A 22,653-nucleotide genomic window follows, 5' to 3' on the forward strand; every position below is an offset into this window, starting at 1 on the left:
GTCATAACTTCTTGGCCTAATCGCCGCCCTATAAAAAGCGCCGGCCCGCTGCTCATTCCCTGCAGACGCCTTCAACAGGGAAGCCCTTGATGATTTCATTCAAACAACAATTACCGCGCCTGACCCTCGCCGCCGCATTGGCGATGGGGCTGGGGCCGATCGCGGTGTATGCGCAGGATTCTGCGGCCCAGGTCTACACCTTCGACATCGCCAGCGGCCCGTTGGATGAGGTCTTGCTGGACATCTCACGCCAGACCGGCGTACCGATTTCCTTCAGCCAGAATCTGGTGCAAGGCAAGCGCAGCAGTGCGGTGCGCGGTGCGTTGGGCGGGCGTCAGGCCGTCGAGAAGGCCTTGCTCGGCAGCGGCCTGCAAGTCGAGCAAAGTGCCCAGGGCCTGAGCGTGCGTGAAGGCGCGGCGAGCAAACCGGTGGCGGCCAAAGTCAGTGCCGTGGCCCCGGCGACCAGCGCCGATTACCGCATGGAAAAAGTCACCGTCACCGGCTCGCGAATCGCCCGCGCGCAGAGCGATGGCGCGACCCCGGTCAACGTCATCACCCATGAAGAAATGGAAGCGCGCGGCTACAAGAACGTCTACGACGCCTTGGCAACGCAGACGCAAAACACCGGCATGACCCAGGGCGAGGACTACGGCAACACCTGGCAGCCAGCAGCCAGCGCAATCAACCTGCGTGGCCTCGGCCCCAATCACACGCTGGTGCTGATCAACGGCCGGCGCGTCGCCGATTACCCGACCCCATACGACGGTAAGGTCAACTTCACCAACCTGGCGAACATTCCCTCGGCAGTCATCGAACGTATCGAAATTCTCAGCAGCGGCGCCTCGGCGATCTACGGTTCGGACGCGATTGCCGGGGTGGTCAACATCATCCTCAAGAAGCAGATCAATGGCATCGACGTCAATCTCAAGGGCGGCACCAGCGAGCGCGGCGGTGGCGACAATCAGCGCCTGCAAATCAGCGGCGGCGGCAGCTGGGGCGACTTCGACGGCTTGTTCGGCCTGGAGCTGACCAACCGCGATCCGATCTGGGCCGACGATCGCGGCTTCATGCAGAGCGGCCCGCTGGCGGATGTCGGTTACCGTCGCGACCTGAGCAACAACCGCTACCTCGGCCCCGGTTGCGGCGCCTATCAAGGCACTTTCGATAACAAGCTGCTGAACAACGCGGGTCGTTGCCGCACCGATCAGATGTACAACGATTACTGGACGATCCAGACGCAAAAGGAAAACTACGACGGCTACACCCGCGGCACCTGGCACTTCAGCGACAGCGGTCAGGTGTTTGCCGACTTGATGTATGGCCTCGATCACATCCAGAACAACACCCGTGGCCCGACCTTCACTTCACCGGATTTCATCAACCAGAACAGCGGCAATCTCGAGCGCTGGTATCGGCGTTACGGTGAAGAGGAAATTGGTGGCCGCACCAGCAACAACAGCAAGTGGACCGACACTTCGTGGACCGGCACCCTCGGCCTCTCGGACAAGATCGCCGACACCGGCTGGAGCTATGATCTGGCGGCCAACCGCTCGGAGTACCGCAGCGTCAGAACCACGCGCTACACGCCGCTGTCATCGATTCAGGATTTCTACCTCGGCCCGCAATTGGGCACACGTAACGGTTACCCGGTGTTCTCTCCCGATGCCTCGCGTCTCGATCGCCCACTGACGCCACAGGAATGGGATCAGTTTCGCAGCAACCTGACCCAGCGCAGCAAGTCGGTTTCCACCAGCTACAACGCCTCGATCAATGGCGACTTGTTTGACCTGCCGGCCGGCCCGGTCGGATTTGCCGGCGTGCTGGAAGCGGGCAAGCAGGAATATCGCGTCGACCCGGACGACGGTCTGAATGACGGCACTTTTTATGGCGTGAGCCCGGCGCAAAGCTCCGGCGGTTCGCGCAAGCGCTACGCGGCGGGCGGCGAGTTCAGTATTCCGGTCACCGACACCGTGCTGGCCACCGCCGCCGGGCGTTGGGACCAATACAAATTCAGCGGCCGCAGCGAGCAGCAGAAAACCTATAACCTCGGCCTCGAATGGCGCCCGATCACCAGTCTTTTGCTGCGCGGCAGTTACGGCACCAGTTTCCGCGCGCCGGACCTGAACTACATCTACCAGTCCGACAGCAACGGTTACTACCCGGCACAGATCGACTACTACGGTTGCAGCCAGGGCGTGCAGGGCGCGTGTGATCGTGGGCGGGTCGACTACACCCAGAGCGGCACCCCGGATCTTGAGTCCGAGCGCGGCAAATCCTGGACCTATGGTTTTGTCTGGTCGCCGTCGCGCAATTTCGATTTCTCCACCGATTTCTGGCGGGTCGAGATCGACGACCTGCTGACCACCGTCGACGAAAATCGCCTGTTGCAGCAAGAGAACGAATGCCGCAACGGCACCCAGGACATCAACTCGGCCAACTGCCAGTCGACCCTGGCGCGCATCGACCGCAATCCGGGGAATGCCGCCATCGATCCGAATCAGTTGCAACGAGTGCGGGTCAATGCGATCAACGCCGCCAGCGAGCGGGTCAGTGGTCTGGACTTCAAGAGCAACATCCGCTGGGGCGCCGGCCAGTACGGCGCGTTCAGTTCGGCGCTGGGCTATACCCTGGTTCTTTCGCATTTCTATAAAGAGTCGGACGAGGCGCCGACCCAGGACTGGCGCACATCGCGGACCAATTACGACTGGCGCAGCAAGGTCAACGCCAGTTTGACCTGGGATTACCAGAAGGCCACGGCGACGCTGATGGGCATTCGTTACGGCTCCGTGACCAACGGCGCGGGTGACGGGCGCCTGTCGCCGTGGACGGTGTTCAACGCCAGTGCGCGATACAAACTCAATGACCGCGCCAGCGTCGGGCTGACCGTGAACAACGTGCTCAACCAGATCAAACACGATGACTCGGCTGGCTGGCCGTATTACCCGACCGGCAACTATGACCCGTACGGGCGGCAGTGGTGGCTGGATGTGAGTTATCACTTCGGCAGTTGAGCGCGCGGTATTCGTGGGTAATGTCCTACGGAAACAGGTCTGGATTTCGCAGAAACGGGGATATTTCCGACGACATTCTCAGGTTGGTCGTCGGAAGCGCGATCTATAGCATCGGACATGACATTGAAGTCGTAAACGGCTTGGACGCTCAGGCCTCTGATAACGGATGGATTATGCGAACTCCCCACCTCGAATACGAAACGCCTGCTTATTCCCATCGCCTTCACTGGCGCACCGATCGTGCCAGATGCCCCATGGAGGAGGTCACGATGCCCAGCGTCAAGGTACCCCGGCTGACGGGGGTGAAGAGGGCCGAGGGCAGACCTGTCGACTTGCTCGTGAATGGCCGGAACATAGGTGACGATGCCTTTCTGATCGTTGACCTGACCGACGAAGGTTTTGAGCTGAAAGATGTCGTCAACATGCTTTCAACCTCTGAGCTTTATCTGCAAGGCGACATGGTCAAACGCATCACCGGCAAGTCGGTCAGCACCGTACGCCGATTACTGAAGGAAGGTAAAACGGTACGGCTTGACCCGCAGCAGAGCGTCGTCGCCTACCAATATGCCTTGGTGCTGGAAAAGGCCACTCGCGCCTTCGGGAGGCAGTCACGGGCCGAGGAGTGGCTGCGCAAGCCCAGCACCTACCTGAACGGTCGCGTACCGGTGGAGTTTATTCGGCATTCACTGGGGTTTCAGATGGTGGAGCAGTATCTGGGGCAACTGATATACGGGGTTTACACATGAATCCCTTGCCCTGGGACGAGCACTGGTATGCCTGGCGGCTGGACCCCGAGGTTTATGGCGGGACGTGGGACAGCGGGATGGGTTCGAATCTCAATGGTGGCCGATGGAACATACCCGGGCGGCGAGTCGTTTATGCATCAGTCGATCCGTCGTCGGCCATTCTGGAGGTGGCAGCCAATCACAGCTTTGATGCGCTGGACAGTGAACCTTATGTGCTCACGTGTTTTGAGGTCGTCAGCGAAGCAAAAGTGAAAATCGTCCAGCCGGAGGATGTACCGAATCCTTATTGGTTGAGCCCCGCCAAGCCTTCCCCCAATCAACAACTGTTCGCCGATGCGTTATTGGCAGAGCATCCGTTTGTACTGATTCCCTCGGCGGCAACTCGGCACTCGTGGAATCTGCTGGTGAGCTGCGAGTTGGCGGAGGGGCAGTTCAGGATGGTTTCCCAGGAGCGATTCGGGCTGGATACCCGGTTGCTGAGGGAGATGGAGCTGGCTTGATCCACACCAGCCATCTTTTTGCATAACCTCATCACCCAACGGTCTAAATCGGGCTCTATAAAACCCTGCTGTCCATTGCACATCCCTGCATAAACCAAAACGCAGGGATGGCCGTTCATGATCCATTTTTCACCCGTTAGATCCCGTTTGAGCCTGGCCTTGCTGCTGGCGATCAATACCTTGCCGGCAGTCGCTAGCGACGAACCCACGACCCAGTTGCAACGGGTGGAAGTCACCGGCACGGCGATTCGCCGGGTCGATGCGGAAACCGCGGTGCCGGTCACCATTCTGCGAGTTGAAGAACTGCGCGAGCAGGGGGTGAGCACCACGGAAGAACTGGTCAGCCGGATTTCCGCCAACCAGTCCTCGGTCGGCTCCGGTCGTTCGGTGGGTTCGAGCAGCGGCGGGGCGTCGTATGCCGATTTGCGCGGCATCGGCCCGAACAAGACGCTGGTGCTGCTCAATGGCCGGCGGCTGAGTAACAACGCGACCAATGCGATCAACGGTTCCGGGGTTGACCTGAACACCATTCCGTTCGCCGCCATTGATCGCGTCGAAGTCCTGCGTGATGGTGCTTCGGCGTTATACGGCACCGATGCGATCGGCGGGGTGATCAACTTCATCACCAAGACCAGTCTCACCGAAGGCCAGCTCAGCACCAACTACGACACGCCGACCCATGCCGGCGGTGGTGAAAGTCGTAACTTCAGCGGCAGTTGGGGCTTCGGTGATTTGCAGGATGACCGTTTCAACGTGTTTGGCGTGGTCAGTCATGACAAGCAGCAACGCCTGGCTGCCGAGGATCGTGGCTACACCTACAACTATCAGCCGGGACGTGGCCTCGATTACACCTCGGGTACCGCATCACCGGCCAACTGGAGTCAGGGCAGCAACGCCACCAATCCACTGGCCAGTTCCGCTTGCAATGCACCGGGGTTGCTGGCGCGCAATGGCATCTGCCGCCAGAGCCTGTGGAACTACCTCGATCTGGTGCCGGAAACCGAGAAGACCTCGGCTTTCGCCAAAGCCACCGGCAAGCTCGCGGATGATCACAACGTCAGCCTCGAATACTTCTGGGCACGTAACGAAAACCGCACGCAGATCGGCCCCGGTACGCTGATGGGCAATCAGGTCAATCCCGGCACGACGTTCTATCCCGGTAACGGCATTACTCCCGGCCCCAACGGTTTCGCCCTCGACCCGACGCAACCGGTGGATGTGAACTGGCGCGAAACCGCCGTAGGCGCGCGCCAGCACGAAGACGACAACACCGGCCAGCGTTTGCTGTTGAGTTTCGACGGCAGCGTGGTGGGTTGGGACTACAACGTCGGTGCATCGTACAACCAGAACAAAGTGGTCAATGCCATCGAGGCCGGCTACGTCAATGACCGCGCCGTCAGCGCCGGTATTGCCAACGGCATCATCAATCCGTTTGGCGCGCAGACCGCTGCCGGACAGGCGCTGCTGGCAGCCAATGCGGTGGACGGCGATTACTCGACGGCGGTCGGGCGGGTCAAGGCGATAGACGGGCGTGTCAGTCGTGAGATCGGTGACTGGTTCGGTGCCGGCCCTTCGGCGCTGGCGCTGGGTGGCGAATACCGCAAGGAAGATTTCCATCAGGACTTCGCCCAGTTCGCCGCCGACGTGCAGAGCCTGGGTGTCGACCCCAATGCCAGTGTCGCCGGTGATCGCAGCGTCTCGGCGCAGTACGCCGAGGTCAACGTGCCGGTGCTCGACAGCCTCGAATTGTCCGCCGCCGTGCGCCACGACAAGTACAGCGACTTCGGCAGCACCACCAACCCGAAGTACTCGTTCCGCTTCCAGCCGTTCAAGGAACTGGTGGTGCGCGGCGCCTACAGTGAAGGTTTTCGCGCACCGTCACTGTACGAGTTGTACAACCCCAACTTCACGACGTTCACCGTCGCCAATTACAACGACCCGCGACTGTGTGCCGGTGGCAACCCGAGCAACGGCGGGATCGCCAACCGCGACTGCGCTCAGCAGTTCTACAGCCGCACCGGTGGCAATACGGACCTCAGTCCGGAAACCGCGCGCAACGTCACCCTCGGTTTCGTCTATCAGCCGTTCGAACGTCTGACCACCGGGCTGGATTTCTGGTGGATCAACATCGCCAACCAGATCGCCGAATTCCCCGAATCGGCGGTGTTCGAAAACCCGGAGCTGTATCCGGATCGTCTGGTGCGCAAGCCGGACGGCTCCATAGATCACATCGTTACCGGCCTGGCCAACCTCGGCAAGATCAAGACCAATGGCGTCGACGTCAGCTTCGACTACCGTTTGCCGAGCACTCCGTACGGCAACTTCGGGATCGGCCTGCAGGGCACCTATGTCAGTCGGTACGAGTACCAGCAGCAGCTCAAGGGCGACTACATCGACAAGCTCGGCGATTTCCGCGGCGGCGACTTTTCCTCGGCCGGTGCCGTGGCCCGCTGGCGCCACAGCCTGACCGGCAGCTGGAATTACGGCCCCTACGGTATCGCCCTGACCAACCGCTACACCAGCGGTTACCACGACTCCGACCGCGAGACCCACGATTACGTTGGTTCGTACAACGTCTGGGATCTGGCCGGCACCTACACCTGGCGTAAAACCCTCAGCGTGACCCTCGGCGCGAAGAACCTGTTCGACCGCGAGCCACCGTTCAGCAACCAGACCTACACCTTCCAGAGCGGCTACGACCCGAAATACGGCGACCCGTTCGGGCGGACGTTGTACACGCGGGTCAATTACAAGTTCTGAGAATGCCCAGAGGCGGCGGGTTTTAGTCACTTATTGATCTAAGCCTGCTCTATAAAAATTGCCGGCCTGTTGCACATCACAGGTAGGCAGAAGGTTTGGTGACTGTACTGGCCTCTTCGCGAGCAAGCCCGTTCCCGTGGGGAATCTGCGGTGAGCACAACTTCCTTGTGGGAGCGGGCTTGCTCGCGAAGAGGCCAGTAGCAACACCTTGTGAAAGGATCTGCCAATGCTATCCAGGCTCATTCTGTTCAGCGCTTTTGCGCTGCTAAGCCCATTCAGTTGGGCCGCCCCGCAACCCGCGTTAACGGTCTACGGCGAAGCCCCCAAATACGCCCCGGACTTTCAACACCTGGCCTACGCCAACCCCAACGCCCCCAAGGGCGGGACACTGCGCCGCTCCTCACTGGAAAGCGGCCCGTTCGATCACCTGATTCCGTACATCGACAAAGGCACCGGTGTCGCCGACATCGATGGCTGGCTCTACGCGCCGCTGGCCTATCGCAGCAAGGACGAACCCTATAGCGTCTACGGCCTGGTGGCGCAGCAGATGGAACTGGATGCGGATCGTCGCTGGCTGCGCTTCTACCTCAATCCCAAGGCCCGGTTCGACGACGGCACGCCAATCACTGCCGAAGACGTGCGTTACACCTTCGAGCTGTTCACCACTCAGGGCAGCCTCAAATATCGCCAGCAGTTTCGTGACGTCGCCGACGTCGTGGTGGAGTCGCCAACGCAAGTGCGCTTCAATTTCAAGAACAACGACAGCCGCACCTTGCCACTGGATCTGGCGACGCTGCCGGTGCTGCCCGAACATTGGTGGCGTACGCGCAATTTCGCCGAGGGCGCCGGTTTCGAAATCCCGCCGGGCAGTGGCCCGTACCGGATCAGCGCGGTGGATGCCGGGCGCAGCGTGAAATTTCAGCGTGTTACCGACTGGTGGGCCAAGGACCTGCCGATCACTCGCGGCCTGTATAACTTCGATCACTTGAGCGTGGAGTTCTTCGCCGACACCGATGTTTCCCGGCAAGTGCTCAAGGCCGGTGGCTTCGATTACAACCGCGAGTTTTCCGCGACCAGTTACACCATCGGCTATGCCGGGGCGGCGCTGGAACAGGGCAAATTGCTTCGCGAACATCTGGCGCCGGGTGCTGCGCAAGGTTCGCAGGGTTTCGTGTTCAACCTGCAAAAAACCATGTTTCAGGATCGCCGGGTGCGGCAGGCGATCGCCATGCTCTGGGATTTCGAATGGAGCAATCGGCAAATGATGCGCAGCATGTACCTGCGCCAGCGCAGTTACTTCTCGCACAGTGCGTTGTCGGCCACCGAGTTACCGGATGCCGAGGAACTGAAAATTCTCGAACCATGGCGCGGCAAGATCCCCGACGAGGTGTTCACCGAGGTCTTCGAAGCGCCGAAAACCGACGGCAGCGGCAACATCCGCGCCGAGCAGTTGCAAGCGTTGAAGCTGCTGGAAGCCGCCGGCTGGAAACCCCGTGGTGATCAGTTGGTGAATGCCAATGGCGAGCCGCTGCAGTTCACTTTTCTCAACGGTCAGAAGGGTTTTGAACGGCTGCTGCTGCCGTTCAAGCGCAACCTGGCGCAGATCGGCATCGGCTTCGATATTCGTCAGGTCGACACCGCGCAATACACCAACCGCGTGCGCAACCGCGATTACGACATGATCGTCGTCGGTTACCCCGTCAGTCCGGCGCCGGGACGCGAGATGTTCAATTACTTCGGTTCCGACGGTGCCGACGATCCCGGCTCGAACAACTACATGGTGCTGCGCGATCCTGCGGTCGATGCCTTGCTCGAAGGGCTGGTGCAGGCCGACAACCGCGAAAGTCTGCTGCGCCATGCCCATGCCCTGGATCGGGTGTTGCAGTGGGGCTATTACTGGATTCCCAATTACTACCCACCGGGAATTTCCACGGTGTGGTGGAACCGTTTTGGTCGTCCGGCGACGGCGCCGTTGTATGACGCCGGACTCGATACCTGGTGGGAAATCAGCCCGACCGCGCTGACCGCCACGCAGATGCAGCAACAGCAAAAGGAGTACGCCCATGTGGGGTTATAGCCTGCGACGTCTGCTGCTGATCGTGCCGACGTTGCTCGCCATTCTGCTGGTCAACTTCGTCATCGTGCAGGCCGCGCCGGGTGGCCCGGTGGAACAGGCGATTGCCCGGTTGCAGGGCATTGGTGTCGGCGCGGCGGTGGGCGGTGGTCATGTCGAAACCATCGGTGGCGAATCCCGCGCCACCCGGGGTCTCGACCCGAAACTGGTGGCCGATATCGAGCGTCAGTACGGCTTCGATAAACCGGCCGGTGAGCGCCTGTGGCTGATGCTCAAGAGCTACGCGCAACTGGATTTCGGCCAGAGCTTTTTCCGTGGCGCCAGCGTCACCGAGCTGATCTGGCAGAAGCTACCGGTGACCTTGTCACTGGGCTTGTGGGCCACGTTGATCACTTACCTGGTGTCGATTCCGCTGGGCATCCGCAAGGCCGTGCACAACGGTTCGGCGTTCGATGTCTGGAGCAGCGTGGCGGTCATCATCGGCTACGCGATGCCGGGTTTTCTGTTCGCACTGCTGCTGATCATCGTGTTCGCCGGCGGCACCGCGCTGGACTGGTTTCCGGTGCGCGGGCTGGTCTCGGACAACTTCGCGGAGCTGTCACCGTGGGGCAAAGTGGCCGATTACTTCTGGCATCTGGTGCTGCCGGTGACGGCGCTGGTCATCGGCGGATTCGCCACGCTGACCATCCTCACCAAGAACAGTTTTCTCAACGAGATCTCGCGCTTGTACGTGGTGACGGCGCGGGCCAAGGGCCTGAGTGAACGTCAGGTGCTGTACGGCCATGTGTTTCGCAACGCGATGCTGCTGGTGGTGGCCGGCCTGCCTCAGGCACTGGTGACGGTATTTTTCGGCGGCTCGCTGCTGATCGAAGTGATCTTCTCGCTGGATGGCCTCGGTCGCCTGAGTTACGAAGCGGCGGTGTCCCGCGATTACCCGGTGGTGTTCGGTTCGCTGTTCATCTTCACCCTGTTCGGCCTGCTGATAAAACTGCTCGGCGACCTGTGCTACACGCTGGTCGACCCGCGCATCGACTTCACCGCGAGGACTGCCTGATGCTGCCCTTATCTCCCATAGGACAGCGCCGTTGGGCGCGGTTCAAGGCACATCGACGTGGCTGGTGGTCGTTGTGGCTGTTTTTACTGTTGTTCGGCCTGAGCCTGGGCGGCGAATTGATCGCCAATGACAAGCCGCTGCTGGTCGAGTATCAGGGCCAATGGTATTTCCCGGCGTTCAAGCGCTACACCGAGCAGGATTTCGCCGGCGAACTGCCGTTCCAGCCGGACTATCGCAGCGCGCAGGTGCGGCAACTGATCGAGGGGCAGGGCGGGCGGATGTGGTTTGCGCCGATCCCGTTCGGTTTCGATACGGTGAATTACGACCTGACTGAACCGGCACCGAGTCCACCGAGCGGCGAGAACTGGCTGGGCACCGACGATCAGGCGCGGGATGTGCTGGCGCGGGTGATCTTCGGTACGCGGGTGTCACTGCTGTTTGCCTTGGCGCTGACCGCCGCCAGTGCGCTGATCGGCATTGCTGCCGGGGCCTTGCAAGGCTATTACGGCGGTTGGGTCGATCTGCTCGGGCAGCGATTGCTGGAGGTGTGGTCGGGGCTGCCGGTGTTGTATCTGCTGATCATCCTGTCCGGGTTCGTCGAGCCGAATTTCTGGTGGCTGTTGGGGATCATGGCGCTGTTTTCCTGGCTGAGTCTGGTCGATGTGGTGCGCGCCGAGTTCCTGCGCAGCCGCGGTCTGGAATACGTGAAAGCCGCGCGGGCGCTGGGGGTTGGCGATGCGCAGGTGATCAGCCGTCACATCTTGCCCAACGCCATGAGTGCGACCCTGACCTATTTGCCGTTCATTCTTACCGGAGCGATCGCGACCTTGTCGGCGCTGGATTTTCTCGGTTTCGGCATGCCCGCCGGCAGCGCCTCGCTGGGCGAATTGATTGGCCAGGGCAAGAGCAATCTGCAAGCGCCGTGGTTGGGGCTGACGGCGTTTTTTGCCTTGGCGCTGATTCTTTCTCTACTGGTGTTCATCGGTGAGGCCTGCCGAGATGCTTATGATCCGAGGGCTTGAGATGAGCGATAACCTGATTGAAATCCGCGACCTGCGTGTGGCATTCAACGGCCAGCCTGTGGTGCATGGCATCGACCTCGATATTCGTCCGGGCGAATGCCTGGCGCTGGTCGGGGAGTCTGGCTCGGGCAAATCGGTGACCGCTCACAGCATCCTGCAATTGCTTGACCCGAACATCACGCGGATCGACGGCAGCATTCGTTATGCCGGGGAGGAGCTGCTCGGCGTGCATGAGCGCTATCTGCGTCAGTTACGGGGCAACCGTATCGCGATGATTTTTCAGGAGCCGATGAGCTCGCTGAATCCGCTGCACACCATCGAACGGCAACTCGGCGAGAGCCTGGCGCTGCACAAAGGCCTGGCGGGCGCGCAAGCCCGTGAGCGCATTCTCGAATTGCTCGAACTGGTGGGGATTCAAAAGCCCCGCGAACGGCTCAAGGCCTATCCGCATCAACTCTCCGGAGGTCAACGCCAGCGGGTGATGATCGCCATGGCGCTGGCCTGCGAGCCGCAATTGTTGATCGCAGACGAACCAACCACTGCGCTGGACGTGACGGTGCAGCGCAGGATTCTGTTGCTGCTTAAAGAGCTGCAACAGCGCCTGGGCATGGCGCTGCTGATCATCAGTCATGACCTGAATCTGGTGCGCACCATTGCGCAGCGGGTGGCGGTGATGCGCAGTGGGCGGATCGTCGAGCAGGCGTCGTGCGAGCAGCTGTTCCGTGCGCCGCAGCATCCGTACAGCATCGAATTGCTCAACGCCGAGCCGGGGGGCGAAGCGCTGTGCCGGGATGTGGCGCAGGATTTGTTGCAGGTGCGCGATCTGCATGTGCGTTTTCGCCTGGGCGGCGGTTGGCTGCGGCCGAAGACTTGGCTGCAGGCGGTCAAGGGCATTGATCTGAACCTGCAGCGCGGCAAAACGCTGGGGATTGTCGGCGAGTCGGGGTCGGGCAAGTCGACCTTGGGCCAGGCGATTTTGCGCCTGATCGACGCCGAGGGCAGCATTCGCTTTGCCGGTGAGGCGCTGGAGCAGCTGAGTGGCAAGCAACTGCGGCCGCTACGCAAACGCCTGCAAGTGGTGTTTCAGGACCCGTTCGGCAGTCTCAGCCCGCGCTTGTGTGTGGAGCAGATCATTGCCGAGGGCTTGCAGGTACACAGCGACTTGAATGCTGCCGAGCGTGAGCAGGCGGTGATCGATGTGCTGCGCGAAGTCGGTCTCGATCCGGCGACCCGACATCGCTATCCACACGAGTTTTCCGGTGGCCAGCGGCAACGGATTGCCATCGCTCGGGCGCTGGTGCTCAAGCCTGATTTGATTCTGCTCGATGAGCCGACCTCGGCACTGGATCGCACGGTGCAGAAGCAGATCGTTGCTTTATTGCGGCGGCTGCAGGAAGAGCACGGGCTGACTTACCTGTTCATCAGTCATGACCTGGCGGTGGTACGGGCGTTGGCCCATGACCTGATTGTGATGAAGGATGGCGAAGTGTTGGAGCGTGGCGAGACCCGTGCGCTATTCAGCGATGCGCAGCATCCGTATACGCAGGAGCTGTTGGCGGCATCATTTGCTGGTTGATGACAGCTCCAACGTAGTAGAAGGTGCATGCCACGGTTTATGGTGCGCCACGTGACCAATGTGGGAGGGGGCTTGCTCCCGAAAGCGGCGTGACAGGCGGCAAAACTTGTGGCTGATCCGACGTCTTCGGGAGCAAGCCCCCTCCCACCTATGGCCTGTTTATGACGAAACCCGGGAGCCAGACGCAAAAATCCCGCCACCAGGGCGGGATTTTCTTCAAACCGAACGACGTCTTACGACGGGAACAGCTCGGACAGTTTCATCGCCAGCATCATGTCGCCTTCAGCGCGCAGTTTGCCACCCATGAACGCTTGCATGCCGTCGGTCGAACCATCGACGATGCCTTCCAGGGTTTCGCCGTCCATCACCAGAGTGACCTGAGCGTCCGGGTTCTCGCCTTCTTTCAGCTCGCAGGTGCTGTCCTTGACGATCAGCGAGAAGTTTTTGGTGTCGTCGATGCGGAAACCGAAGACCAGATCCAGACCGGCAGCAGCGGCTGGGTTGAACTTGGCTTTCATTGCTTGTACGGCATCAGCTACGGAGGTCATGGTTCGATCCTTTCTTGGGTAATAAGCGCTGGTTGATTACAGCAAGGGTCACAATTATCCGGACTCAGCGGAAAGTGATGAGTTCCGGAGCCTTCAGCAGTTGCAGATGTGCGTGACTGTTGAAGGAAGCCAAAGCCACCTCGCGACCGCGGAACTTCAGCTGGTTGAGCGAGGTGTTGACGATTTGCCAATTCAGTTCAAAGGCCTGCCGGGCAGGCATCTGGGTAATCAGGTGGAGCAGGGCGGTGATGGTGCCGCCGGAGGTGAACACGGCGATTTTCTGGTTGCCGTCGGCCTGTTCGAGGATCCGGTGCAGTCCGGCCTGTACCCTCTCGACGAAACCCAGCCAGCTTTCCAGCCCGGGTGTGTCGTAGGTGCCAGCCAGCCAGCGCTCGATGACCAGGGCGAAGATGCGCTGGAATTCGGCGCGGTTCTGCGCAGCGTTACGCAGGATGTCGATGGCTTCCGGCTCGTCCTCGAGCATGGCCGGGATCAGGGCGCGGATGATCGCGTCGGCATCGAACTCGTTGAACGCGGAGTCGGTCTCCAGCGTCGGTACCGACAGGCCCTTGGCGCTGAATTGCTCCAGCGCACTGCTGGCCGTGTGTTGCTGACGCCGCAGGTCGCCGGCCAGGCAGCGATCAAAGCGGATTCCCAGCTCGGCGAGGTGCTGTCCGAGGACTTCTGCCTGGCGCACACCGATGGGCGACAGGACGTCATAGTAGTCTGCACCAAAGGAGGCCTGGCCATGTCGAATCAGATAGATGCTGCCCACGTCCGCGTCATCCCGGTACGTTGAAGGTTTGGCGAGGTTATGAGGATGAAAGAGTGCTGTCAATGAAAAAACATACGCTTGTTTGAAATGCTCGTTACAGGCCTGTTGCCAGAGGTTTCACGGCTGGCCGACGAGGCGGCGCATGGGTATGCTGGAACCATCCCGCGCGTGTTTTGCATCCGCGCATTGTTTTAAGGAGTCTCTGTGGAGTTTTTCACCGAATACGCCAGCTTCCTGGCCAAGACCGTAACGCTGGTGGTCGCCATCCTGGTGGTGCTCGCCAGTTTTGCTGCATTGCGCAGCAAGGGCCGGCGCAAGTCGGCGGGGCAGTTGCAGGTCAGCAAGCTCAACGATTTCTATAAAGGCTTGCGTGAACGTCTGGAGCAGACCCTGCTCGACAAGGATCAGCTCAAGGCGTTGCGCAAGGGCCAGGCCAAATCGGAAAAATCCGAGAAGAAGCAGAAGAACAAACCAGAGAGCAAATCCCGGGTGTTCGTGCTCGATTTCGACGGTGACATCAAGGCCTCGGCCACCGAGAGCCTGCGTCACGAAATCACCGCACTGCTGACCCTCGCCACGCCCAAGGACGAAGTGGTACTGCGTCTGGAAAGCGGCGGCGGCATGGTGCACAGCTACGGTCTGGCGTCTTCGCAACTGGCACGTATTCGCGAAGCCGGCGTGCCGTTGACCGTGTGTATCGACAAGGTCGCGGCCAGCGGCGGTTACATGATGGCGTGCATTGGCGAGAAGATCATCAGCGCGCCGTTCGCGATTCTCGGCTCGATTGGTGTGGTGGCGCAGTTGCCCAACGTCAACCGTCTGCTGAAAAAGCACGACATCGATTTTGAAGTGCTGACCGCCGGTGAGTACAAGCGCACCCTGACCGTGTTCGGCGAAAACACCGAAAAGGGCCGGGAGAAGTTCCAGGAAGACCTGGACATCACCCATCAGCTGTTCAAGAACTTCGTTTCCCGTTATCGCCCGCAACTGGCCATCGACGAAGTGGCCACCGGTGAGGTCTGGCTTGGTGTTGCAGCGCTGGACAAACAACTGGTCGACGAACTCAAGACCAGCGATGAATACCTGGCAGACCGGGCGAAGAAAGCCGAGGTTTATCACCTGCATTACGCCGAGCGCAAAAGCCTGCAGGAGCGCATCGGCATGGCTGCCAGCGGTTCAGTGGATCGTGTGCTGCTGAGCTGGTGGAGCCGCTTGACCCAGCAACGCTTCTGGTAAGAAAAAGCCAACAAAAAACCCCTTTCACTGTAACGGTGAGAGGGGTTTTTTTAGGGTGGCGGTATATATGTATAGTTTGAGTTTGAATAGTTGATTCGAACTTGAAGTTTTTCATCGGCAATTCGCGCTTTTATAAAAAGGCCTGCTCGATAAGCTGTTGCTACTTTCAGTTTTCGAGATATTCAGTATGTCTTCCTTACCTGTACAGGCTGTCGCGCCTGTATTAACACCCGAACAAAAAGGCATGTTCTTTGAGTTAATCAAGAACAATGCTCCCGGCTGGCTGCTGTCGGCATCGGATGAACTGCGTCAAATACTTTATCAAAGCATGATGGCCAGCCATCGCGCCCAGAGTGAAATGGACCCGTTTCTGAAGACGCTCAAGTCGCCCGAAGCATTTTGCGCGCCGTTACTGACCAGCGCCATGTCGCAAAAGCTCGGCAAGTCGCTGGATATCAGCGGGGTGATTTTTCAGCATGTGCGCTCCACCTCCAGTCTGTTGGGCTTGCGCAGGAAACTGGTGTTGCCAGTCGATCGGGATCTGCTCACGGCTGCCTGCGAAAACTTCGAACTCCGTGAGACTCAGGCCACAAATTATAACGATACCTCCTTGATCTATATTCCCGAGAAAGTAACCGGTCGAGAAGCGCATATATTATCGATCCAGCCCCATGAATTTGCGCTGTTGTGTCGAACCCTGGACTTGGGCCAGCAATATCAGACTCATCTTCGTGCGGTCTTCAATGTGGATGCCGAGGCCAATCCGTTGCGCAGCAAGTTTACTGCGAACTTGCGGTGTCGCTTCGAGGTGGATCGGCACGTCGCATTGCTGAAGAAACACATCAGTGTCGAAGTGCATGAGATGTTGCTGGCAGTCAAGGATAACCGGGACACGATCAAACTGGGCAACAACACCCTGGGTTATCAGGCCTTGCGGATGCTTGGTGTCACACTTAACGGTGTGCTGTTTATCGGCCCGGTGAGTGAGCTCGCCGACAACGACTACCGTTGCGTTGTTTACCTGCCAGGTGATCCGTTGCACCCGCTCAAGGAGTATTCATCCTTCAGCGATTTCGAGAAACAGTTGAGCCAGCGGTTGAAAGGCGCAGCGTTTCGCCAATTCTTCATGCGCTTCATCAAGATCAGTGAGCGCGCAGCGTGGGTGACCGAACTCGATGGGCGTTTGTATCCGCACAGTCATTCAATCCTGCCTCGTGCCTCGTTCTACGTGACGTTGTCCGGCATCGATTTTGCGGGCGACCCGTTCACCCTGATGTATCGCCAGCACGCCGAACAGACCATGGCAGACGCTCGGCTCGTAGTGGTGCCAACGGACGATGAAGACGAGAAAACCCGGCTGGCCCGACTGGACACCTATAAGGCAATCGGGGTCGACCTGCTGTTGGTCGCCGTATCGTTCATACCTGTAGTAGGAGAGGCGTTATTGGCGGTCACTGCGGTGCAGTTGCTCTCACAGGTCTATGAAGGGATTGCCAGTTGGTCCAGAGGCGAGCAGGAGCAGGCGACGGATTACTTTTTCGATGTCGTCGAAAACATGATCCTGATGGCGGCTTTCGCTGCGAGTACCAGGGCGGTAGGCACAGCGTTCAAAGTCGTCAGGTCATCGGCTTTTATCGAGCGCTTGCGCATGGTCAAACTGGCTTCAGGGCAGTCTCGCCTTTGGAAGCCTGACCTGCACGTGTATCAACAGCGTCGGGCCTTGCCTGCCGGAGTACGTCGCGATGGCCGCGGCTTGCGTTGGGTCGATGGCCAGGCGTACCTGACGCTCGATGACCTGCACTATGCAGTGCGCCCCGAGCCTCAGACCGGGCTGTGGGAAGTGCAGGCGCCGCCGGAATCGGCGAGCCGCTATGCACCGCTGCTCGAAACCAATGATCGGGGTGCCTGGCGTCATGACAGCGAGCTGGTTCAGGACTGGGATCGATTGAAGCTGCTGCGCCGCTTCGGCCATCCCCGCGAGGAGCTGTCGGATGCCAGTGCGCTGCAGGCTCTGGCTGTCTGCGGTATCGAAGACAGCGTGTTGCGTCAGATCCATGTAGATCGCGGTCATCCGCCGGCCTTGCTGCTCGACACGGTGTGGAGATTTCGCGCCGATGCAGCGGTGACGGAGTTTATCGAGCAACTGCAGATTCCGTTGTCGGCCCCCATGGCGGATGCTGACCTGCAATTGCACCTGCTGACGACATCGGCCAGTTGGCCGGCAGACTGCGCCATCAGTGTCGTCGATGCAGTGGGCACGCCAATCAATCGTTATGGCGCACCCACCGCCACTACGATCCTGAAGATAACTCAGCAGGATGTGCATCGGGGGAAACTGTACCGTTCTCTGCTGGCTGTACTCGGCAGCCAGCGGCGCAAGAACTTGCTCGGCTTGACGAGCCAGGATTCGGCGGTTCAGACACGCAAGCTGGTGCAAATCATCGGCCAGCAGGCACAAGGTCGACGGGAGCCGTTGTTCCAGCGAATCTATCGACGCCGCGAAGCGCCGAGCAATGGTCGGGTGGCGTTGCTGATGAAGACCTTTGCCGATCTGCCTGCCAGTGTTGCCGAGGAGTTGGCGGGCAGTGCCCTGGATGGCGAAGCGCAAGAGCTGGACGCTGCCCGCGTACCATTGCGGCTGGCGCAGGAGGTACGCCGCTATCAACAGGCAATTGCTGTGTGTCGAGCCTATGAAGGCCTGTACCTGGATAGTGGCGGTGGCCACAGTACCAATCGTCTGGTGCTCGATGCCCTTGAGCATTTGCCGGGTTGGTCAGGGGCTTCAGCGATCGAGATACAGGAGTGGTCGGGCAGCCATGACAGTGTTGCGACGACGGCGTCAAGCTCATCCAGTGAGCGGGTGGTCATCAATGTGTTGGCGGACCGCATCAGCGTTCAGCAGGGTAATGATGCTGCGCTGAAGTCATTTTCCGGGCGCACCCGCGAGCATTATTTCCAGGCCCTTTGGCATGGGTTGTCGGCGCAACGCAAGGTCGCGTTGGGCCTGTCGCTCGAGACCGGGGCGAGCGGGCTGCGGGAGAAAATCACCGAACTTGCCATGAAACGGCGAACAACGTTTGCCAGAACCATGGGCGGCCGTCCCGGCGATTATTCGCCCATGGCCCTGGCTGAACGGCCACCGGCAGGGCCCTGGGCGAACTCAGGTGTGAGCGTTTCAGTGATGGTGCGCCGTATTCAGGAACTCTACCCGGCCCATTCCCCTGCGCAGATCCATGCGCTACTCAACGTTTTGGGCCGCAATGAGATTCTGGTGCTGATGAAGCTGGAATTGCTGCGGCTGGAGTTTCTCGGTATTCGCGAAGTCTTGAATCGTTGGGTGACGCGGCAAACACAGTACAAGGGGATCGATGGCTCATTGGTTGACGTTCCACAGTCAGCGAAGGCCCGTGCCATGCGCGCGATCATCCGCTGCTGGCGCAGAGAGCCAGGGGCCTCGGGCGACGCGCCACCCGACACCTTGAGCTTCGCTCCGGAGCCTTTGGGAGAGTTGCCACTGCTGGTCGGGGACTTCAGCCATGTCACGCATCTGGTCATGGAAGGCATTACGCCGCAGGGACTGACGGCGTTTTTGCGTCATTTCAGAAATTTGCGCAGCCTTTCCCTGAGGGGGAACCAATTGACCCAGTTACCGATGGCATTGGAGCGCATGCCCTGGCTGACGCATCTGGATCTGAGCGAGAACCATATTCGTCTATCTTCTGCATCGGAGCCGTCACTGGCGCGATTGAAAAAGCTGCGGGTGCTGAGTCTGGACTTCAATGCAGACCTTGCGCATGCCCCGGATGTCAGCTCGCTGCCGGATCTGGAAATACTGCGCTTGCGCGGTTGCGCAATCGATCATTGGCCCGAGGGAACCACCGGTTTGAAACGACCGCAACTGATCGATCTGCGCGATAACCAGATAAGCACGGTGCCGGAGGCGGTACTCAGGGCTCCGTTGGTGGTCACCCGCGCCGTTCGCCTGATGGGTAACCCCTTGTCGCCTGACTCTTTGCGACAGATTGCGACGTATCAGCAGGCGAACAGCGTCAGTTTCGGTGTAATGGCCCGGGTCTATCGACATCAGCCGCTACCCAGCGTGTCGTATGAAGGTCAGAGTGCGCGCTGGCTGACCGGCAGGCCTGCCGTCGAAGCGATACCGCGCAGCGTTACCTGGGAGGCGGTAAGGGCAGCGCCCGGCTCGCGGGATTTCTTCAATGTACTTTCACAATTGATCCACACGGCCGATTACACCCGGTTGTACCCGTATTTCAGCCAGCGTGTGTGGAATGTGGTCGAGGCGGCCGCTGAAGACACGCGGTTGCGCAGCGAATTGTTCCGCACGGCGCGCGTCGCCACCAGCGTCGATGGTTATTCCGCGGTGTTCAGTGAGATGGAAGTCCAGGTTCTGTGTTACCGAGCCACGGTCGCGGCCGGGATCGATGGCGCGCCGCTGGAGCGGCAATTGACGCATTTGCTCAGAGGCTTGTTTCGCCTGCAAACGCTGGAAGAGCGCACCTTGGCAGAGATCAACGCCCGCGCCCAACCGAGTGTCTACGAGCATGCGCTCGAATTCAGTCTGGCCTATCGGGTGGGGCTGGCGGAACGTCTGAATTTGCCTGGGCAGCCAAGGGCGATGAGCAGCCCGTTGAATGTCGAGGTCTCGCAGGTAGAACTGGATCAGGCCAATCAGGCCGTGATGCGTATTGAAGGCTCTTCGGCGTTTCCCGACTGGTGTATCGGCCAGCGATTCTGGGTCGAGTTTCTCGAATCGGCCTACCCCGACGCTTTCGCCCTTGTCTATGTCCGAACTTCGCAGGCATTAGCGCGCCTGGAGGAGCAGGCGGAGCTGACGCGCGATCAGGCAGCGGTGCAGATGAACGCGATTCACGACAATTTCAGAAATGAACGTCAGGCGCTGATTCGCCAGCTCACCGATCAGGCACTCGCGCGCCATCCGGCCAATGAGCTGGCCAGTTCGGATACAGAAGAGGAGGGAAGTACGCCTTGAGCAGGTGCTCAAGGCGTATTCGAGTCAGCGGCGACGGAACAGCGGCAGCGGTTCGTCAGTGGCGGCCTGGTAGGTCACCGAGAAGTCTTTCAGGCTTTCCAGTGCCTCGTACGGGTCCTTGTCGGCGCGCAGGGCAAACGCATCGAAACCGCAACGGTGCATGTAGAACAGCTGATCGCGCAGCACATCGCCAATCGCCCGCAGTTCACCTTTGAAACCATAGCGGTCGCGCAGCAGGCGGGCGTTGGAGTAGTTGCGGCCATCGGTGAAGGCCGGGAAGTTCAGCGCGATGACCTGGAACTGCGCGACGTCGTCACCGATTTCCTCGGCTTCTTCATCGGCGTCCAGCCATACACCCAGCCCGCCGTCGCGGGCCTTGAGCGCGTGAGCATGATCGCGCCACAGGGCCAGCGGCACGATCAGGTCGTCGCAGTTGGAGATACCGTCGAGGGTCGCGTCCTTGGGCAGCAAGTGCCAGGTTTCGTCGACCACCTCGTTGTTCTTAATGATTCGCTGCATAGACGCGTTCCTTGAAGAGGTCGATGCCAATACGCTGGTAGGTGTCGATGAAGCGCTCGTCTTCGGTACGTTGTTCAACGTACACGTCGATCAGCTTCGAGATCACGTCCGGCATGTCGTCCTGGGCGAAGGACGGGCCGAGGATCTTGCCCAGGCTGGCGTCACGGCTGGCGCTGCCGCCGAGGGACACCTGGTAGAACTCTTCACCTTTCTTGTCCACCCCGAGGATGCCGATGTGGCCGACGTGGTGGTGACCGCAGGCATTCATGCAACCAGAGATGTTCAGGTCCAGCTCACCGATGTCGAACAGATAGTCCAGGTCGTCGAAACGGCGCTGGATCGATTCGGCGATCGGGATCGACTTGGCGTTGGCCAGCGAGCAGAAATCACCGCCCGGGCAGCAGATGATGTCGGTCAGCAGGCCGATGTTCGGCGTGGCGAAACCACCTTCACGCAGCTCGCCCCAGAGGGTGAACAACTGGCTCTGCTCGACGTCGGCGAGAATGATGTTCTGCTCGTGGGACGTGCGCAGTTGACCGAAGCTGTAGCGCTCGGCCAGATCGGCGACGGCATCGAGCTGCTTGTCGGTGATGTCGCCCGGCGCAACGCCGGTCGGCTTCAGCGACAGGGTCACGGCCACATAGCCCGGCTTTTTGTGCGCCAGGGTGTTGCGCGAACGCCAGCGGGCGAAACCCGGATGCTCTTTGTCGAGTTCGGCCAGGGCGGCAGTCTGGTTCTCCAGCGCCTTGTAGTCCGGATCAACGAAGTGTTTGGCGACGCGATGCAGTTCGGCTTCGGTCAGTGTGGTCTGGCCGCCGCGCAAGTGTTCCATTTCGGCATCGACTTTCTGCGCGAACACTTCAGGGGTCAGCGCCTTGACGAGGATCTTGATCCGCGCCTTGTATTTGTTGTCGCGACGGCCATAACGGTTGTACACCCGCAGGATGGCGTCGAGGTAGCTCAACAGGTCCTGCCATGGCAGGAATTCGTTGATGAAGGCGCCGACCACCGGGGTACGGCCCAGGCCACCGCCGACCAGCACACGGAAGCCCAGCTCGCCGGCGGCGTTGTGGACCGGCTCCAGGCCGATGTCGTGGACTTCGATGGCCGCACGGTCAGCGGTCGAACCGTTGACGGCGATCTTGAACTTGCGCGGCAGGTAGGCGAATTCCGGGTGGAATGTAGTCCACTGACGGACGATTTCGCACCATGGGCGTGGGTCGATCACTTCATCGGCAGCGACACCGGCGAACTGGTCGGTGGTGACGTTGCGCAGGCAGTTGCCGCTGGTCTGGATCGCGTGCATCTGCACGGTGGCCAGTTCCGCGAGGATGTCCGGGATGTCTTCCACCGCCGGCCAGTTGAACTGCACGTTCTGCCGGGTACTGATGTGGGCGTAGCCCTTGTCGTAGTCACGGGCAATCTTGGCCATCATGCGCGTCTGACGGGAAGTCAGTTGGCCGTAAGGCACCGCCACGCGCAACATCGGCGCAAAACGCTGGATGTAGAGGCCATTTTGCAGGCGCAGGGGGCGGAATTCTTCTTCGCTCAGCTCGCCTGCCAGATAGCGTCGGGTCTGATCACGGAACTGCTTGACGCGGTCCTCGATGATCCGCTGATCGTACTCGTCGTATACGTACATATAAGTCCTGTTCTCAGGCTTTGGGCTACTCGGAAAACGCTGCGTTTTCGCTTGCTGGAGTCCGATGGTGCCTCGGCAATTACGCGCGCACGGCCGCGCACTCCCTAACGGAGCCGGGGCAATATACCCGTTTGCAGTTATGCGCAAAAGTGATGTTTGAGTATATGTAAAGAACCAAA

14 protein-coding genes are annotated in these 22,653 nt (G+C 60.0%); 10 read left to right on the forward strand and 4 right to left on the reverse strand.

Annotated elements, in window-relative coordinates:
* Nucleotides 1-89 precede the first annotated feature (89 nt).
* The 8 genes from J1G18_RS09165 (at nt 90) to J1G18_RS09200 (ending at nt 12,743) form a co-directional block, all read left to right on the forward strand.
* Nucleotides 90-3,011: a TonB-dependent receptor gene (locus J1G18_RS09165; RefSeq protein WP_098964205.1), complete on the forward strand. Its 2,922-nt coding sequence runs from the start codon at nt 90-92 to the stop codon at nt 3,009-3,011.
* A 269-nt stretch (nt 3,012-3,280) separates the two neighbouring features.
* Entirely contained in the window at nt 3,281-3,757 is a 477-nt protein-coding gene (locus tag J1G18_RS09170; protein WP_193774858.1) for an MbcA/ParS/Xre antitoxin family protein, read from the forward strand.
* Entirely contained in the window at nt 3,754-4,257 is a 504-nt protein-coding gene (locus J1G18_RS09175) for an RES family NAD+ phosphorylase (protein ID WP_027613695.1), read from the forward strand. The genes J1G18_RS09170 and J1G18_RS09175 overlap by 4 nt, the downstream gene beginning before the upstream one ends.
* 117 nt (nt 4,258-4,374) lie before the next feature.
* On the forward strand, nt 4,375-7,017 hold the full coding sequence (locus J1G18_RS09180; RefSeq protein WP_223007526.1) for a TonB-dependent receptor: 2,643 nt from the start codon (nt 4,375-4,377) through the stop codon (nt 7,015-7,017).
* Nucleotides 7,018-7,243: 226 nt separating this feature from the next.
* Entirely contained in the window at nt 7,244-9,094 is a 1,851-nt protein-coding gene (locus tag J1G18_RS09185) for an extracellular solute-binding protein (protein WP_223007527.1), read from the forward strand.
* Entirely contained in the window at nt 9,081-10,145 is a 1,065-nt protein-coding gene (locus tag J1G18_RS09190; RefSeq protein ID WP_223007528.1) for a microcin C ABC transporter permease YejB, read from the forward strand. The genes J1G18_RS09185 and J1G18_RS09190 overlap by 14 nt, the downstream gene beginning before the upstream one ends.
* Nucleotides 10,145-11,167 carry an ABC transporter permease gene (locus J1G18_RS09195; protein ID WP_223007529.1) on the forward strand — a complete coding sequence of 341 codons (1,023 nt, stop codon included), beginning with the start codon at nt 10,145-10,147 and terminating at the stop codon, nt 11,165-11,167. The genes J1G18_RS09190 and J1G18_RS09195 overlap by 1 nt, the downstream gene beginning before the upstream one ends.
* Nucleotide 11,168: 1 nt before the next feature.
* A complete protein-coding gene (locus tag J1G18_RS09200) occupies nt 11,169-12,743 on the forward strand; it encodes an ABC transporter ATP-binding protein (protein WP_135295924.1) in 1,575 nt (524 codons plus the stop codon).
* A 233-nt stretch (nt 12,744-12,976) separates the two neighbouring features.
* Here J1G18_RS09200 and J1G18_RS09205 read toward each other — a convergent pair whose 3' ends face one another.
* Nucleotides 12,977-13,291, reverse strand: a complete 315-nt coding sequence (locus J1G18_RS09205; protein WP_019690779.1) for an SCP2 sterol-binding domain-containing protein — start codon at nt 13,289-13,291, stop codon at nt 12,977-12,979.
* A 64-nt stretch (nt 13,292-13,355) separates the two neighbouring features.
* Nucleotides 13,356-14,066: a histidine phosphatase family protein gene (locus J1G18_RS09210; protein ID WP_223007530.1), complete on the reverse strand. Its 711-nt coding sequence runs from the start codon at nt 14,064-14,066 to the stop codon at nt 13,356-13,358.
* Nucleotides 14,067-14,270: 204 nt separating this feature from the next.
* Between J1G18_RS09210 and sohB the strand changes: the two genes are divergently transcribed.
* Both sohB and J1G18_RS09220 read left to right on the forward strand, forming a co-directional pair.
* Entirely contained in the window at nt 14,271-15,302 is a 1,032-nt protein-coding gene (gene sohB, locus J1G18_RS09215; protein ID WP_027613703.1) for a protease SohB, read from the forward strand.
* A 187-nt stretch (nt 15,303-15,489) separates the two neighbouring features.
* Nucleotides 15,490-20,313: a dermonecrotic toxin domain-containing protein gene (locus tag J1G18_RS09220; protein ID WP_223007531.1), complete on the forward strand. Its 4,824-nt coding sequence runs from the start codon at nt 15,490-15,492 to the stop codon at nt 20,311-20,313.
* Nucleotides 20,314-20,337: 24 nt separating this feature from the next.
* On the opposite strand, the gene J1G18_RS09225 is transcribed toward J1G18_RS09220, so the two are convergent.
* Complete coding sequence (locus J1G18_RS09225) at nt 20,338-20,832, reverse strand: DUF934 domain-containing protein (RefSeq protein ID WP_098964198.1); 495 nt, start codon at nt 20,830-20,832, stop codon at nt 20,338-20,340.
* Nucleotides 20,816-22,474: a nitrite/sulfite reductase gene (locus J1G18_RS09230; protein ID WP_098964197.1), complete on the reverse strand. Its 1,659-nt coding sequence runs from the start codon at nt 22,472-22,474 to the stop codon at nt 20,816-20,818. Before J1G18_RS09230 ends, J1G18_RS09225 begins: the two co-directional genes overlap by 17 nt.
* Between the last annotated feature and the right edge of the window lie 179 nt (nt 22,475-22,653).

The sequence above is a fragment of the Pseudomonas sp. MIS38 genome, assembly GCF_019891575.1.
Taxonomy (GTDB): Bacteria; Pseudomonadota; Gammaproteobacteria; order Pseudomonadales; family Pseudomonadaceae; genus Aquipseudomonas; species Aquipseudomonas putida_A.

Coding starts and splice junctions, on each gene's coding strand:
- J1G18_RS09165 (WP_098964205.1), top strand. CDS start 90: ATGATTTCATTCAAACAACAATTACCGCGCCTGACCCTCGCCGCCGCA.
- J1G18_RS09170 (WP_193774858.1), top strand. CDS start 3,281: ATGCCCAGCGTCAAGGTACCCCGGCTGACGGGGGTGAAGAGGGCCGAG.
- J1G18_RS09175 (WP_027613695.1), top strand. CDS start 3,754: ATGAATCCCTTGCCCTGGGACGAGCACTGGTATGCCTGGCGGCTGGAC.
- J1G18_RS09180 (WP_223007526.1), top strand. CDS start 4,375: ATGATCCATTTTTCACCCGTTAGATCCCGTTTGAGCCTGGCCTTGCTG.
- J1G18_RS09185 (WP_223007527.1), top strand. CDS start 7,244: ATGCTATCCAGGCTCATTCTGTTCAGCGCTTTTGCGCTGCTAAGCCCA.
- J1G18_RS09190 (WP_223007528.1), top strand. CDS start 9,081: ATGTGGGGTTATAGCCTGCGACGTCTGCTGCTGATCGTGCCGACGTTG.
- J1G18_RS09195 (WP_223007529.1), top strand. CDS start 10,145: ATGCTGCCCTTATCTCCCATAGGACAGCGCCGTTGGGCGCGGTTCAAG.
- J1G18_RS09200 (WP_135295924.1), top strand. CDS start 11,169: ATGAGCGATAACCTGATTGAAATCCGCGACCTGCGTGTGGCATTCAAC.
- J1G18_RS09205 (WP_019690779.1), bottom strand. CDS start 13,291: ATGACCTCCGTAGCTGATGCCGTACAAGCAATGAAAGCCAAGTTCAAC.
- J1G18_RS09220 (WP_223007531.1), top strand. CDS start 15,490: ATGTCTTCCTTACCTGTACAGGCTGTCGCGCCTGTATTAACACCCGAA.
- J1G18_RS09225 (WP_098964198.1), bottom strand. CDS start 20,832: ATGCAGCGAATCATTAAGAACAACGAGGTGGTCGACGAAACCTGGCAC.
- J1G18_RS09230 (WP_098964197.1), bottom strand. CDS start 22,474: ATGTACGTATACGACGAGTACGATCAGCGGATCATCGAGGACCGCGTC.